This window comes from Aquibium sp. ELW1220 (assembly GCF_030398385.1).
GTDB lineage: Bacteria > Pseudomonadota > Alphaproteobacteria > Rhizobiales > Rhizobiaceae > Aquibium.
Window position 1 is genome coordinate 93,428 of the sequence record NZ_JAOAOQ010000002.1, and the last position, 13,094, is coordinate 106,521.

The window sequence follows — 13,094 nt, forward strand, 5'->3', positions numbered from 1 at the left end:
CATCGATGCGATAGGATGGACCGACCGAATCGGGAGAGGATGACCATGCGCGAGATCATATTCGACACCGAAACGACAGGGCTCGATTCCCGCGAGGATCGAATCATCGAGATCGGCGGAGTGGAGCTCGTGAACCGCTTCCCATCGGGCCGCTTCATCCACTTCTACATCCACCCGGGGGATCGCCAGATTCATCCCGAGGCGCAGGCGGTGCACGGGATCAGCATCGCCGATCTCCAGGGCAAGCCCCGCTTCGCCGAGATCGCCGAGGAGTTCCTCGCCTTCACCGACGGCGCGAAGCTGATCGCCCACAATGCCGGGTTCGACATGGGTTTCGTCAACCAGGAACTCGCGCGCCTGGGCATGGATCCGATCGCTCCGGACCGCGTCATCGACACGCTTGCGATCGCCCGGCGCAAGCATCCGATGGGACCGAATTCGCTGGATGCGCTGTGCAGGCGCTATGGCGTCGACAACTCGCGGCGCACCAAGCACGGCGCCCTGCTCGATTCGGAACTTCTCGCCGAAGTCTACATCGAACTGGTCGGCGGCAAGCAGGCGGCGCTGGGGCTGGAAATCGTCGAGGCCGTCGTCGAGACGACGACGGAAGTCGACGTCACGATCGTCCTGTCCCAACGGCCAAAGCCGCTGGCCCCGCGCCTCAGGGACACGGAACGCGCTGCGCATGCGCGGATGATCGAGTCGCTGGGCGATGCGGCGATCTGGAAACGGGTCCTGGCCCAACCGGCCGAGACACTGCCGGCCGAATAGCGGAACGGGCGCCGCTTGCCGCGCCGCCCGTTCTCGATATCAGCCTTGGCGAGCGCGCTGGCTCAGCTCATCTGCACCTTGGCCTTCGCCTGGTCCTCGGCGAGCTTGCGCTGGAACATCTGCGCGAAGTCGATCGGATCGAGCATGAGCGGCGGGAAGCCGCCATTGCGGGTGGCTTCGGCGACGATCTGGCGGGCGAAGGGAAACAGCAGGCGGGGGCACTCGATGAAGAGCACCGGCAGGACGTGCTCCTTCGGGAAGCCGGCGATGCGGAAGACGCCGCCGTAGACCAGCTCGACGTTGAAGAGCACTTCCTTGTCGACATTGGCCTTCGCCGTCAGCGTCAGGTTCACGTCGAAGTCGTTCTCCGACATCGGATTCGCATTGACGTTGACGTTGATGTTGATGCTCGGAGCCTTGTCGCGACCGCGCAGGGAATTCGGCGCGCCGGGGCTTTCGAAGGACAGGTCCTTGACGTACTGGGCCATGATGTTCAGCGTCGGCTGCGCGCCGTTGCCATTGCTCGCTGCGCCACCGGCGTTGCTGTCCTGCGATTCGGCCATCTCACTCGATCCTTGTAAAGTCGCCGCGCGCAGGCGGCCGGGTCGGGCGGTTGGCTAACATGGGCGGCAGGGCGTTACAAGCATACAGCATGCGCCCGAAGACCGGAAATCGGTCCGGAACCGCGGCGCTTCCTCAACGATCGCGGTCTATCCGGCGCCACGGAGACGTCTCGTCGGCGTCGCCGGTGCCCTCCCGGGTGCGGCTGAATTCATCCTCCTCGAGATCGATGGTCCGTGGATCGCGGCGGTACCGCATGCCGGCGAGGTCGACCTTCACCAACACGCGCTTGGCCAGGGCACGCCACATCCAGTCGCGGAATGCCGGCACGAAGAGAAGAAATCCCACGGCGTCGGTGACGAAGCCCGGCAGTAGCAGGAGAAAGCCGGCAAGCAGGATCATTCCACCATGCACCAGCTCCCGTCCCGGAACCCGGCCGGCGTCCGTTTCGGCCTGGATGCGCCGCAGTAGTCCGAAACCCTGCACGCGCAGCAGCACCGAGCCGACCACGGCCGTGAACAGGACCATTCCGAGCGTCGCCAGCACGCCGATCCGGCTGCCGACGAGCACGAAGGCCGCGATCTCGAGCAGCGGGACGATCAGGAAGATCAGGAAGAGGAAGGGAAATCGCACGTTGCTGCCATCCGCGGTGGAGGGACGGCCATTGCCGCCCCGTATGGGGCCTCCATATACATATGGTGTGCCCACGCGGGATTTGAATGATTGAGGCACCCGTTCTATATGCATTCCATGGGTGCGTGCCTGCGACAGGCCCGGAAGCGCAGCCGCGGCTCTAAACGATCACTCGGCGGACCATATGGAATTTTTTGATTTCGGCACATTGTTCTTCATCGTCGCTGCAGTGGTCATCTTCATGCAGCTGCGAAACGTGCTCGGCCGCCGCACCGGCAGCGAGAAGCCGCCCTTCGACCCCTATACCGCCGCCCGTACGCGGGAGAAGGAACCCGCGACTGCCGCGCAGGACAATGTCGTGTCGCTGCCGCGGCGCAAGGGCGCGCCCGACAACGAGGCGGGCTACGCCGTGATCGACAAGGTGGCGGCGCCCGGCACGGATCTGAACAAGGGTCTTCGCGCGATCCGCGACGCGGATGCGAGCTTCGAGCCGAAGGGCTTCGTCGAAGGCGCCAAGATGGCCTACGAGATGATCGTCATGGCCTATGCCGACGGTGATCGGAAGACGCTGAAGAATCTTCTGTCGCGCGACGTCTATGAGGGCTTCGTGGCGGCCATCTCCGAGCGCGAGACCCGCTCGGAGAAGGTCCAGTCCTCCTTCGTCGGCATCGACAAGGCCGACATCGTCGGCGCCGAGATGAAGGGATCGGAAGCGCACGTGACTCTGAGGATCGTCAGCGAACTGATCTCCGCGACGCGGGACAGCGCCGGCGTGGTCATCGACGGCGACCCGGAGACCGTGGCCGAGGTCAAGGACGTCTGGACGTTCGCGCGCGACACCCGTTCGCGCGATCCCAACTGGAAGCTGGTCGCGACCGAAGCCGAAGACTGACTACGGCCGATCGAGGTGGCGCTCTCTCCACTCCTGCATCCGGTTGCCTTCGACGATCTGCCCGGATGGCGCTCGGACAAGATGTCGAGCGCGTTCGACGCTTTCCGGCGGAGTGCAGCTCACACCAGGACCAAGCCCTACCGGACCGGATCCCTCGGCATAGGCGCGGACGGTTTCGAGCCGGCCTTCGAGGCCGCGCTGACGGTTTCTTCTGCTGGCGATGCTGCGGCCCGCGATTTCTTCGAAACCTGGTTCTCGCCCTTTCGAATCCAGCCCGACGACCGGGAAAGGGGTTTCGTCACCGGCTTCTACGAGCCAGAGGCGGATGCATCGCCCGTGCGTACCGCGCGGTATCGCTTTCCGATCCTGTCCCGCCCGCCTGACCTCGTGGACATCGACGACGGCAACCGTCCGGCCGGGCTCGATCGCTACCTCGCCTTCGGAAGGGTGAAGCACGGGGAACTCGTCGAGTATTTCGACCGATCGGCCATCGAACAGGGTGCCCTTGCGGATCTCGGTCTCGAGATCGCCTGGCTGGAGGATCCGGTCGACGTGTTCTTCATCCACGTCCAGGGAGCTGCCCGGCTGCGCATGCCGCAGGGGCTGCGCCGGATCACCTATGCCGCCAAGTCCGGTCAGCGTTTCACCGGGCCCGGCCATGTGCTCGCCGCCATGGGCGAGATACCGCGCGAACAGGTCACAATGCAGTCGATCCGCGCCTGGCTCCGGGCGCATCCCGGCCGGGTCGACGAGATCCTGTGGCAGAACCGCTCCTTCATCTTCTTTCGCGATGCGCCGGTGGAAGATGCCGCGCTCGGCCCCGTCGCCGCCGCGAAAGTACCGCTCACGCCGCGCCGTTCGATGGCGGTCGACCGGCTGCTCCACACCTTCGGCACGCCCTTCTTCGTGCACGCACCGGACCTCGCGGCATTCGGCGGGGCACCGTTCGCGCAGCTGATGATCGCTCAGGACACCGGCTCGGCGATCGTCGGTGCCGCACGCGGCGATCTCTTTGCGGGTTCCGGCGATGCGGCCGGCGAGATCGCAGGCGTCGTCAAGCATGATGCCGACTTCTTCGCGCTCGTGCCGCGCCGGGCGCCGGGCGACCGGTCATGAAGTCCCGTCTCGTCGCCGGTCTGACGGACGAGGATCGGATTCTCTGGAATCAGGTGGCAAGAAGCGCGACGCCGCTGAAGGGCAGGGCGCTCCCGGAAGACCTGTTCGACGTTCCCGATCCGCTGCCCCACCCCCAGCAGGACATGGCGGCCGCAGCCGATGCCGCACCGCCGCCGGCAAGGCCCCGCGACGGCGAGAAACCGCCGCACGGACCACGCACGCTCGACCGCCCGACGCGCGACAAGCTCGCCAAGGGCCGGCTCCAGATCGAGGCGCGGGTGGACCTGCACGGCATGACCCAGAGCGAGGCCCACTCGCTTCTGCTCGGCTTTCTCCACCGGGCCTATGCCATGGGCATTCGGCATGTCCTGATCATCACGGGCAAGGGCTCATCGATGGGCAGCGACGGCGTCCTGCGCAAGGCGGTGCCGGCCTGGTTCGCCACGCCCTCGTTCAGGCCGCTGGTCGGAAGCTACGAGGCGGCCGCGCGCCATCACGGCGGCGGCGGCGCGCTCTACGTCCGCCTGCGCCGGCAGACCGAGGTGAAGGCGCGGTGACACCCTTCGGACAGCGCATGCGCGCCATGCGGCGCGAGCGGAACGTAACTCAAAAGGACATGGCGCACGCCATCGGCGTCAGCGCCGCCTATCTTTCGGCGCTGGAGGGCGGTCGGCGCGGCCGGCCGACATGGGCGCTGATCCAGAAGATCATAGGCTATTTCAACATCATCTGGGACGATGCTGAGGATCTGATCCGGCTCGCCGAACGATCCCATCCAAAAGTGGTCATCGATACCGGCGGCCTCTCGCCGGCCGCGACCGAACTCGCCAACCTCCTGGCCTCGCGCATCGCCAGCCTGTCGGACGAGGAGATGGCGAGCCTCGCGGAGCGGCTGCGCCCTGCCGGCCGATGACCGCCGGGCGAGCCGACGTCAGCTCGACGGGAACAGTTCACGCAGCTCCGGCAGCTTTTCGTTGACGAGCCACCCGTAGTAGTTTTCCTCGGGCAGCTTCGGCGCTTCTCCCCGACGCGTCCGCGCGGTGTTTTCGACCTTCAGCGCCCGCGCCCGACCCTCCGGGTCGCCGACATTGTAGAGGGTCGCCGTGACGCCCGGATTGTTCGATATGTCGAACCCGGCAATCGCCTCGTAGGCGTCGATCGACTTCCGCAGCGTCGCCGCCACGTAGGTCAGGGTCCTGTCCGGATCCATGATCGTGCGGTAGACCTCCTGCGCGTCCGTGTGATCGAGGCGGGGCAGCCCCGTCTTGTCGTGCACGAAGTCGCTCATCGTCAAAGCCGTCAGCGGGTTCAGCTGCCCGATGCCGAAGGTCTGGCCGGCGTAGAACGGCTGGAAGAACACGGCGCTGAACCGGTTGTTCGGAAACGCCGTGCCATTCACCGTCTTGCCGCGAAACCGCGTGTCCCACACCGTCTCACGGCAGATCCACTGGTCATAGCTGCCGGACAGACCGAGGCATTTCTCGAACTGCGGCCGCTGGATGAAGGTGTCGACGCTCTCGCCGTCATAAGCGAAGGCGAAATTCGAATTGAGATAGGCGATGGCCTTAACATAGTAGGCCTGAAGCCGGTCATACGCGTCGACATTGTAGGTATGCTCACCCACGATCGCCCCGGCGACGTGGATCGGATCGATGCCGAACTGGCTGGCGGCCGCGCGGATCTTGGACCGCAGCTCCTGATCGCGCTGAAGCAGGCCGTACACCTTGCGATACTTCGCTTCGTAGGTCGTCTTGAGGGCCCGGGTCCGGGACGCCGAACCGAAAGGAACGTCGGGCTGTTCCGCATTGCGGTTGCCGGGCGGCACCGCGACGCCCGCCCAGGCCGGGAGGAGGGCGGAGGTCGCGACGATTGCCGCTGCGACGACGATCCATTTTCTCATGAATGGTTGCCTGTAATGTCCGCCCCGGACCAAACTATTCAAACCTGCATGGAGAGTCGACCCGGCAGAAGTCCGACGATGCGGAGCGGTCTCATGCCGACTGCTCCGTAACGTCGCAGCAAGGAAGCCCTACAGGATGAATCGGGACAAATCCGTGTTCTTCGCCAGATCGCCGACGTTCTTGGCTACATAGTCAGCGTCGATCGTGACGCTGGAGCCGGAACGGTCCGGTGCGTTGAACGAGATCTCGTCGAGCACGCGCTCCATGACCGTCTGCAGGCGTCGCGCGCCGATGTTCTCGACCGATGAATTGAGGTCCACGGCAACGCCGGCCAGGGCATCGATCGCCTCTTCGGTGAACTCGAGCTCCACGCCCTCGGTGCGCATGAGCGCGATGTACTGCTTGATGAGGCTCGCCTCCGTCTCGGTGAGGATACGGACGAAGTCTTCCTTGCCCAGCGCCCGCAGTTCGACGCGGATCGGCAGGCGCCCCTGCAGTTCGGGCAGGAGGTCCGACGGCTTGGCGACGTGGAAGGCGCCGGAGGCGATGAACAGGATGTGATCGGTCTTCACCGGCCCGTACTTGGTCGCCACCGTGGTCCCCTCGACGAGCGGAAGCAGGTCCCGCTGGACGCCTTCGCGGCTGACGCCGGCGCCCACGCCGCCCTCGCGGGTGGCGATCTTGTCGATCTCGTCGATGAAGACGATGCCGTCGTTCTCGGTCGACGACAGCGCGCGCTGAACGACTTCGTCCTGGTCGAGCAGCTTGTCGGATTCGTCGTTGATGAGATGGCCGTATGATTCCTTGACGGTGGTCTTGCGCATCTTGGTGCGCCCGCCCATCGCCTTCGACAGCATCTCGTTGATGTTGAGCACGCCGATGTTGGCGCCGGGCATGCCGGGAAGCTCGAAGCCGGCCGGCGCCGTGTCGGCGACTTCCACTTCGATCTCCTTGTCGTCCATCTCGCCAGCGCGCAGCTTCTTGCGGAAGCTGTCACGGGTCGCGGGACTGGCCGTCTTGCCGACCAGTGCATCCAGCACGCGCTCCTCGGCATTGATGTGGGCCCGCGCCTTGACGTCCTCGCGCATCTTGTCCTTCACCAGCGCGATGGCCACCTCCATCAGGTCCCGGATGATCTGTTCGACGTCGCGGCCGACATAGCCGACCTCGGTGAACTTGGTGGCTTCCACCTTGGTGAAGGGCGCCCCTGCCAGCCTGGCGAGCCGACGCGAGATCTCCGTCTTGCCGACCCCCGTCGGTCCGATCATCAGGATGTTCTTCGGCATCACCTCCTCGCGCATGTCGCCTTCGAGCTGCTGCCGGCGCCAGCGATTGCGCAGCGCGATGGCCACGGCGCGCTTGGCGTCCTTCTGGCCGATGATGAAGCGATCGAGCTCGGAGACGATCTCGCGCGGGGAGAAATTGGTCATGTCTTACTCCGTGAAGCGGGCCGCCCGCGCGGGCGGGGCGGCACCGACACTACATAGGGATCGTCGTCTCCAGCACAATGCTGCCTGCAGCAGGTCATCCGCGCAGGACGAGGAAGACCAGCACGAGCGTCTGCAATGCCGACAGAAGCGCCAGGCCCGCGAGCCAGAGGCGCTGCCGGCGCCGCGTTTGTTTAAGGCCTTCCGCGATCTGGTCGCGATAGAGCCCGGCCGAGCGGCTGGCCCAGGCGGTCAGGTTCTGCTCCACCGCATCGACGTCCTGATGCCACTGTCTCTTGACCTCCCGGTACTCCGCGTCGCTCAGGTGCGCGGTCCACAGGTCTTCCAGCGGGGCGAGCGCATGGTCGCGCGGGTGGGAAGGGCCGTCGACCCAGGGCTTTCCCGGCGTGAAATGAAGAATCCGCAGATGTCTATCCTGCGCCAGTGCACGAACCAGCGCCTGGCTGCGCAGGAAGTTCAGCCCGAGCGGCAACTGCCGCCACTCCTCGAAGAAGGCATTCAGCACACTCTGGTCTCCGTCGGCGACGGACAGCTCCGGCAGGCGTTCGAAGAGACGCCTCCGCAGGTCGGCGGAAGGCGTGAAGGAAAACACCCCCGTATTGAAGGCGCGCAGCCTGTAGTGGAGGAGCAGGTCCGGCGCGGCGGCGAACCCATCGCCATCGAGGAGCCCTTTGATCGGGCGCAGGATGAGGCAGTCGGCGTCGATATACGCGATCCGCTTCGGTGTCGTGATCGAAAACGCCCAGAGCTTGCTGAGCGTGACGATCAGGTGCGGCAGGTCCGGTCGCGTTTCGACGCCGGAGCGCCGAAGCGGCGGCACTTCGATCGCGGCGACTTGCGGCGCCTCGTGCTCGAACCGCCATGACCCGATCTTCAGCACCAGGACGGGTATATCGGAGACCTTTCGCAGCGATCGGATCATGACGAGAAGACCGGCCGCGAAATCATGACTCGCGAGCGTCACGATCAGCCGGCCGTCGCCGCCGCATCGAGCAAGCCAGTCGCCAACGACGTCATCGATTCCCTCCGCCACGGCGAACAGGGACGCGCGGTCGTCGTCCGCGACGTTCTCGACGGCAAGGTGCGCGGGGAGCCGGAGGTTTTCGACCAAGGGGAAAGGACTTCTCGGCGTGGTTTCCTTTGGGCGAACCAGAACACCAAACTTCGGGCGGCGGCAAGGTGCCGAGACGCAGGCCCGCCGCCGCCTTCGGTCCGACGCCGGGTGCCTATGCCCTGATGGGAGGGAGCCTGTCGAGGATGAATGCGGGAAGGGTGGGCCGGACGATCAGGCGCCTGATAGACTGCCAGCCTGCCCCGAAGGTGATGATCAGCGCTCCGACCACCAGGAGGATGAGCGCGAAGGGCGGGATCCCGGTGGTGTTTGCCGCCGAGTTCACCAGGTAGTAGATGCCGAGCGTCCCGAAATAGGCGAGGGTCGGGACCAGCAGAGATCGCCTGTCGATCGCGAGGGCGACATAGACAAAGCCCGCGATGAGCGCCGTGAGCATGATCGAGGCGCTGGAATCCGGCTCGATCTGCCCGAACGCCACGTCCTGTCCCGTCGCCATGATGAACAGCGGGTGCACCAGCATGGGCGCCGAGACGACATGCAGCCAGAAGGCGCAATCCGACCAAACCGTCCGTCGTTCGCGGTCATGCAGATCGAGCGCCACGGCGACAACGAAGACGACGAGCCCGCAGGCCAGCGGCATGTAGAGGGAGGCGCGCAGCAGTTCGGGCACATCCTCCAGCCGAGGTGCTGCCACCTGCCCGGCGGCGACTCCGTCATAGAGCAGGATGGCGGTCTGCAGGAAGGCGAGAAGCGTTGCCGCGATGGCGATCACGCCCGCCATGATCGGCACGCGGAAACGCCAGAAATGCAGTGCGGCCGCCATGATCGTCCCGCCAAGGACCAGATAGCCGGCCGGCAAGACGGACTGGCGAAGCGCGAGGACCTGCCACAGCGAAGTCGGCTGGGCAAAGTCGTATCGGACCTGAGCGACAAGGACGAGCGCAGAAAGCGCCGCGCCCGCGAAAATCAGCGCGAGCACCGTCGAGGAGAGTTTCATGCGGTGTTGCCGCGTGACGAATTCGGCCACGAGCCAGGAGAAGACCACCAGCAGCCCGGCGATCCAGATCCATCGACTGTCCGTCAACGTCGTCAGTATGAAAAAGAAGCCCGCGGTCAGGAGCGCTATTCCGACCGTCACGAAGAGGTCGTTGCCGCCGCCGACGAGACGCAGGTTCTCCTCGACCGCTTCGCCATCGACCCCCGCCGTCGGCGTGGCGGCAGTCTCCATTGCCCGCAGGCGATCGCGCTGCTCGGCGGTGATCAGTCCGGTCGCGACCGCGTTGTCGAGCGTCTTTGGGCTGATCACTAGTGGATCCTGTGTTCGGGAGCGCGGCGGAAGACCGGCATGGCTGGCTGCCTTCTCGCCCGCTTCTTCTTGTCCTTCAAGCCGTCGCTCATATCAGCAACCTTCATGCCGCATGATCAGGCTGTCGCCACTGCGGCCTAGAAGTTCCGGAACCGGCCGGAAGCCGGCCTTCTCGTAGGCCCGCACCGCCCGCAGGTTCTCCGGGTCCGGATCGATGATGATCTCCGAGAAGCCCGTCTCGCGCAGCATGGTGACGAAGGCCACCAGAGCGGCCGTGCCGAGACCCTTCGACAGCCGGTCCGCCGGCCCGATCGACAGGTCGACGCCGATGGTCTCCGGCGGCAGCACACCGAGCCACGGGTTGTCGGCCAGCCAGCTGTCGTTCTGGTGATGCCCGATGAACCAGTACTGGATGTAGCCGACATCCTCACCGTCGGCGGTGAAGACGAAAGGCCGCGTCGTGTCGCGGCCCTCGATCATGTCGTGCACGAAGCGGATTTCCTCGTCGGAATCGCCCCACCACTCGCGCCAGTGCGGCTGGCGCATCCAGCGGTCGAGGAGAGGCAGGTCCGCCGGGCCGACCGGACGGAAGCCGATGATCGGGCGTTCAGGCGGCATCGAGCGTTTCAACGACGAAACTGCCGTTGGTATAGACGCAGATCTCGGCGGCGATCTGCATCGCCTTGCGGGCGATCTCCTCGGCGTCCTTGTCGGTGTCCATCAGCGCCCGCGCCGCGGCCAGCGCATAGTTGCCGCCCGAGCCGATCGCCATGACGCCGTGCTCGGGCTCCAGCACGTCGCCGGTGCCCGTCAGCGCCAGGGTCACCGACTTGTCGGCCACCAGCATCATGGCCTCCAGCCGCCGCAGGTAGCGGTCGGTGCGCCAGTCCTTGGCCAGTTCCACGCAGGCGCGGGTAAGCTGGTCGGGATACTGCTCGAGCTTGGTTTCGAGCCGCTCCAGAAGCGTGAAGGCGTCGGCGGTCGCCCCGGCGAAGCCGGCGATCACGTTGCCCTTGCCGAGGCGGCGCACCTTGCGGGCATTGCCCTTCATGATGGTCTGGCCGAGGCTGACCTGGCCGTCGCCGGCGATCACCACCTTGCCGCCCTTGCGGACCGTGACGATCGTCGTTGCGTGCATGGTGATTTCGCTGGACATGGGGCGCTCCGGAAGGTCTGCGACAGGGGCCGGGCCGTTGGCATCTCCGGTCCGCTGAACGTTATCTATGCGTCGCGGCGCGGATTGCAAATCGCCCCACCGGACGCGCATGCCGCAAGCCGGCAACTGGAATTTGTCCGGTCGCGCTGCTAAAGCAGCCGCCACTGGCATCGAAAGGACGAGGGAATGAATGCTCCCGCCACCGGCCGCAAGGCTTCGGTCAGCCGCAAGACCAACGAGACGGCGATCAGCGCGTCGGTCGATCTCGACGGATCGGGCAAGTACGCGGTGTCGACCGGCGTCGGCTTCTTCGATCACATGCTCGAGCAGCTGTCGCGTCATTCGCTGATCGACCTGACGCTCGAGGCCAAGGGCGATCTCCATATCGACGACCATCACTCGGTCGAGGATGCCGGCATCGCCATCGGCCAGGCGATCGCGAAGGCGCTCGGCGACCGGCGCGGCATCACCCGCTACGCCTCGATCGACCTCGCCATGGACGAGACCCTGACCCGCGCCGCCATCGACGTGTCGGGCCGGCCGTTCCTCGTCTGGCACGTCGCCTTCTCCGCGCCGAAGATCGGCACTTTCGACACCGAACTCGTGAGGGAGTTCTTCCAGGCGCTGGCGCAGAATGCCGGCATCACGCTGCACGTGACGAACCACTATGGCGCCAACAATCACCACATCGCCGAGACCTGCTTCAAGGCGGTCGCGCGCGCGCTGCGGGCGGCGATCGAACCCGACGCGCGGCAGGCGGGCATCGTGCCGTCCACCAAAGGCACGTTGAACGGATAGGAGCAGCCGATGGCGATCTATGTCGTGATGGAGCCGCCGCGTCATGGCGCGGCCGCCGACGAAGTCTACGTTCGCGACGGCTTCCACTGGCTCGGCTTCCTGTTGCCGGTGGTCTGGCTGCTGTGGAACCGCCTCTGGATCGAGACGGTGGTGCTGCTGGCGGTCATGCTCGGCCTCGGTGTGCTGGGTGAGACCTCGGGGTCTGCCGAGATGCTGGTCGGCGGCATGACGCTCCTGGTCTCGATCTATGTCGGCCTCGAGGGCTCGGCCCTGCGGATCTGGGCGCTGCGCCGCAGGGGATATGCGGAATGGGGCGTGGTGGAGGCCGGGAGCCGCGCTGATGCCGAACTCCGCTACCTGTCCGGGCGATCCGAGGACGAGGCGGTGGATCAGCGTCCACTGCCGCCGATCAGGCAGGGTTCTGCTCCGTCGCAATCCTCGTCTGCCGGGAACGAGCCGGAACTCGGCCTGTTCGGCTATCCCGGAAGGACCTGAGACATGCGCGTCGCGATCATCGACTACGGGTCGGGGAATCTGCGCTCGGCCACCAAGGCCTTCGAGCGCGCCTCCCGCGAGAGTGGGGGGGATGCAACGATCGAACTGACGGCCGATGCCGAGCGGGTGCGGACGGCGGACAGGATCGTCCTGCCGGGCGTCGGCGCCTATGCCGACTGCGCGGCCGGCCTGCACGCCGTTCCGGGAATGTGGGAAGCAATCGAGGAATCCACATTGAGAGTGGGACGGCCCTTTCTCGGCATCTGCGTCGGCATGCAGCTGATGTCGCAGCGCGGGCTGGAGAAGACCACGACCCGCGGCTTCGGCTGGATCGAAGGCGACGTCAAGGAGATCGAGCCCGCCGATCCGTCGCTGAAGATCCCGCAGATCGGCTGGAACACGATTCACGTGAAACATCCGCACCCGCTCTTCGAGGGAATTCCCACCGGCGACGAAGGCCTGCACGCCTATTTCGTGCACTCCTATCATCTCGCGGCGACAAATCCCGACCAGGTTCTGGCAACGACCGACTATGGCGGCGAGGTTACCGCCGCGGTGGCGCGCGACAACATGATCGGCACCCAGTTCCACCCCGAGAAGAGCCAGGCGTTCGGGCTGGCCCTGATTGCGAATTTCCTGAAGTGGAGACCTTGATGAAGAAGGGCTACTGGATGGCGATGGTCGACATCACCGATCCTGAAAACTATCCGCGCTACGTCGCCGCCAACAAGGCAGCCTTCGACAAGTACGGAGCGAAGTTCCTCGTTCGCGGCGGCCAGGGCGAGGTGCTCGAAGGTCCGAAGGCCACGCGGCTCGTCATCATCGAGTTCGAGAGCTACCAGACCGCGCTCGACTGTTTCCACTCGCCGGAATACCAGGCCGCCCTGAAGCTGCGCGAGGCCGCGTCGACCGCTCACATGGCCGTCGTTGAAGGCATCTGATCCG

General features: G+C 65.7%; 17 protein-coding genes. 9 read left to right on the forward strand and 8 right to left on the reverse strand.

Going from position 1 to position 13,094, the window contains the following annotated elements:
• Window positions 1–45: 45 nt before the first annotated feature.
• Window positions 46–771, forward strand: coding sequence for a DNA polymerase III subunit epsilon (gene dnaQ / locus N1F91_RS02365; RefSeq protein ID WP_289989949.1), 726 nt, complete (start codon window positions 46–48; stop codon window positions 769–771).
• Window positions 772–833: 62 nt separating this feature from the next.
• Here the strand turns inward: dnaQ and secB are convergent, their stop codons facing one another.
• Entirely contained in the window at window positions 834–1,334 is a 501-nt protein-coding gene (gene secB / locus N1F91_RS02370) for a protein-export chaperone SecB (RefSeq protein ID WP_289989951.1), read from the reverse strand.
• Between the two features lie 133 nt (window positions 1,335–1,467).
• On the reverse strand, window positions 1,468–1,965 hold the full coding sequence (locus N1F91_RS02375) for an FxsA family protein (protein ID WP_289989954.1): 498 nt from the start codon (window positions 1,963–1,965) through the stop codon (window positions 1,468–1,470).
• Between the two features lie 184 nt (window positions 1,966–2,149).
• Between N1F91_RS02375 and N1F91_RS02380 the strand changes: the two genes are divergently transcribed.
• From N1F91_RS02380 to N1F91_RS02395, 4 genes are read left to right on the forward strand one after another with little or no spacing between them, the layout of a single operon-like run.
• Window positions 2,150–2,857 carry a Tim44/TimA family putative adaptor protein gene (locus N1F91_RS02380; RefSeq protein ID WP_289989955.1) on the forward strand — a complete coding sequence of 236 codons (708 nt, stop codon included), beginning with the start codon at window positions 2,150–2,152 and terminating at the stop codon, window positions 2,855–2,857.
• Window positions 2,858–2,872: 15 nt separating this feature from the next.
• On the forward strand, window positions 2,873–3,973 hold the full coding sequence (locus tag N1F91_RS02385) for a murein transglycosylase A (RefSeq protein ID WP_289989958.1): 1,101 nt from the start codon (window positions 2,873–2,875) through the stop codon (window positions 3,971–3,973).
• On the forward strand, window positions 3,970–4,530 hold the full coding sequence (locus tag N1F91_RS02390; protein WP_289989960.1) for a Smr/MutS family protein: 561 nt from the start codon (window positions 3,970–3,972) through the stop codon (window positions 4,528–4,530). The genes N1F91_RS02385 and N1F91_RS02390 overlap by 4 nt, the downstream gene beginning before the upstream one ends.
• On the forward strand, window positions 4,527–4,886 hold the full coding sequence (locus N1F91_RS02395) for a helix-turn-helix transcriptional regulator (RefSeq protein ID WP_289989961.1): 360 nt from the start codon (window positions 4,527–4,529) through the stop codon (window positions 4,884–4,886). Before N1F91_RS02390 ends, N1F91_RS02395 begins: the two co-directional genes overlap by 4 nt.
• A gap of 18 nt (window positions 4,887–4,904) precedes the next feature.
• On the opposite strand, the gene N1F91_RS02400 is transcribed toward N1F91_RS02395, so the two are convergent.
• The 6 genes from N1F91_RS02400 to hslV all read right to left on the reverse strand — a co-directional run bounded on the left by N1F91_RS02400 (window position 4,905) and on the right by hslV (window position 10,856).
• Window positions 4,905–5,873 carry a DUF1402 family protein gene (locus N1F91_RS02400; protein ID WP_289989963.1) on the reverse strand — a complete coding sequence of 323 codons (969 nt, stop codon included), beginning with the start codon at window positions 5,871–5,873 and terminating at the stop codon, window positions 4,905–4,907.
• 129 nt (window positions 5,874–6,002) lie between these two features.
• Complete coding sequence (gene hslU, locus N1F91_RS02405) at window positions 6,003–7,304, reverse strand: ATP-dependent protease ATPase subunit HslU (RefSeq protein WP_289989965.1); 1,302 nt, start codon at window positions 7,302–7,304, stop codon at window positions 6,003–6,005.
• A gap of 94 nt (window positions 7,305–7,398) precedes the next feature.
• Entirely contained in the window at window positions 7,399–8,202 is an 804-nt protein-coding gene (locus tag N1F91_RS02410) for a hypothetical protein (protein WP_289989968.1), read from the reverse strand.
• Between the two features lie 346 nt (window positions 8,203–8,548).
• Window positions 8,549–9,700, reverse strand: coding sequence for a hypothetical protein (locus N1F91_RS02415; protein ID WP_289989969.1), 1,152 nt, complete (start codon window positions 9,698–9,700; stop codon window positions 8,549–8,551).
• 93 nt (window positions 9,701–9,793) lie between these two features.
• Complete coding sequence (locus N1F91_RS02420) at window positions 9,794–10,318, reverse strand: GNAT family N-acetyltransferase (protein WP_289989972.1); 525 nt, start codon at window positions 10,316–10,318, stop codon at window positions 9,794–9,796.
• Window positions 10,308–10,856 (reverse strand): ATP-dependent protease subunit HslV, encoded by a 549-nt coding sequence (gene hslV / locus N1F91_RS02425; RefSeq protein WP_289989975.1) that lies wholly within the window; start codon window positions 10,854–10,856, stop codon window positions 10,308–10,310. The genes N1F91_RS02420 and hslV overlap by 11 nt, the downstream gene beginning before the upstream one ends.
• A gap of 186 nt (window positions 10,857–11,042) precedes the next feature.
• On the opposite strand from hslV, the gene hisB reads away from it, so the two are divergent.
• The 4 genes from hisB to N1F91_RS02445 are packed head-to-tail and all read left to right on the forward strand — an operon-like array spanning window position 11,043 to window position 13,090.
• On the forward strand, window positions 11,043–11,654 hold the full coding sequence (gene hisB / locus N1F91_RS02430) for an imidazoleglycerol-phosphate dehydratase HisB (RefSeq protein WP_289989977.1): 612 nt from the start codon (window positions 11,043–11,045) through the stop codon (window positions 11,652–11,654).
• Between the two features lie 9 nt (window positions 11,655–11,663).
• Window positions 11,664–12,149 carry a DUF2628 domain-containing protein gene (locus tag N1F91_RS02435; RefSeq protein WP_289989979.1) on the forward strand — a complete coding sequence of 162 codons (486 nt, stop codon included), beginning with the start codon at window positions 11,664–11,666 and terminating at the stop codon, window positions 12,147–12,149.
• A gap of 3 nt (window positions 12,150–12,152) precedes the next feature.
• Complete coding sequence (hisH, locus tag N1F91_RS02440; RefSeq protein WP_289989981.1) at window positions 12,153–12,803, forward strand: imidazole glycerol phosphate synthase subunit HisH; 651 nt, start codon at window positions 12,153–12,155, stop codon at window positions 12,801–12,803.
• Window positions 12,803–13,090 carry a DUF1330 domain-containing protein gene (locus N1F91_RS02445; RefSeq protein WP_289989983.1) on the forward strand — a complete coding sequence of 96 codons (288 nt, stop codon included), beginning with the start codon at window positions 12,803–12,805 and terminating at the stop codon, window positions 13,088–13,090. The genes hisH and N1F91_RS02445 overlap by 1 nt, the downstream gene beginning before the upstream one ends.
• The last annotated feature ends 4 nt before the right edge of the window (window positions 13,091–13,094 follow it).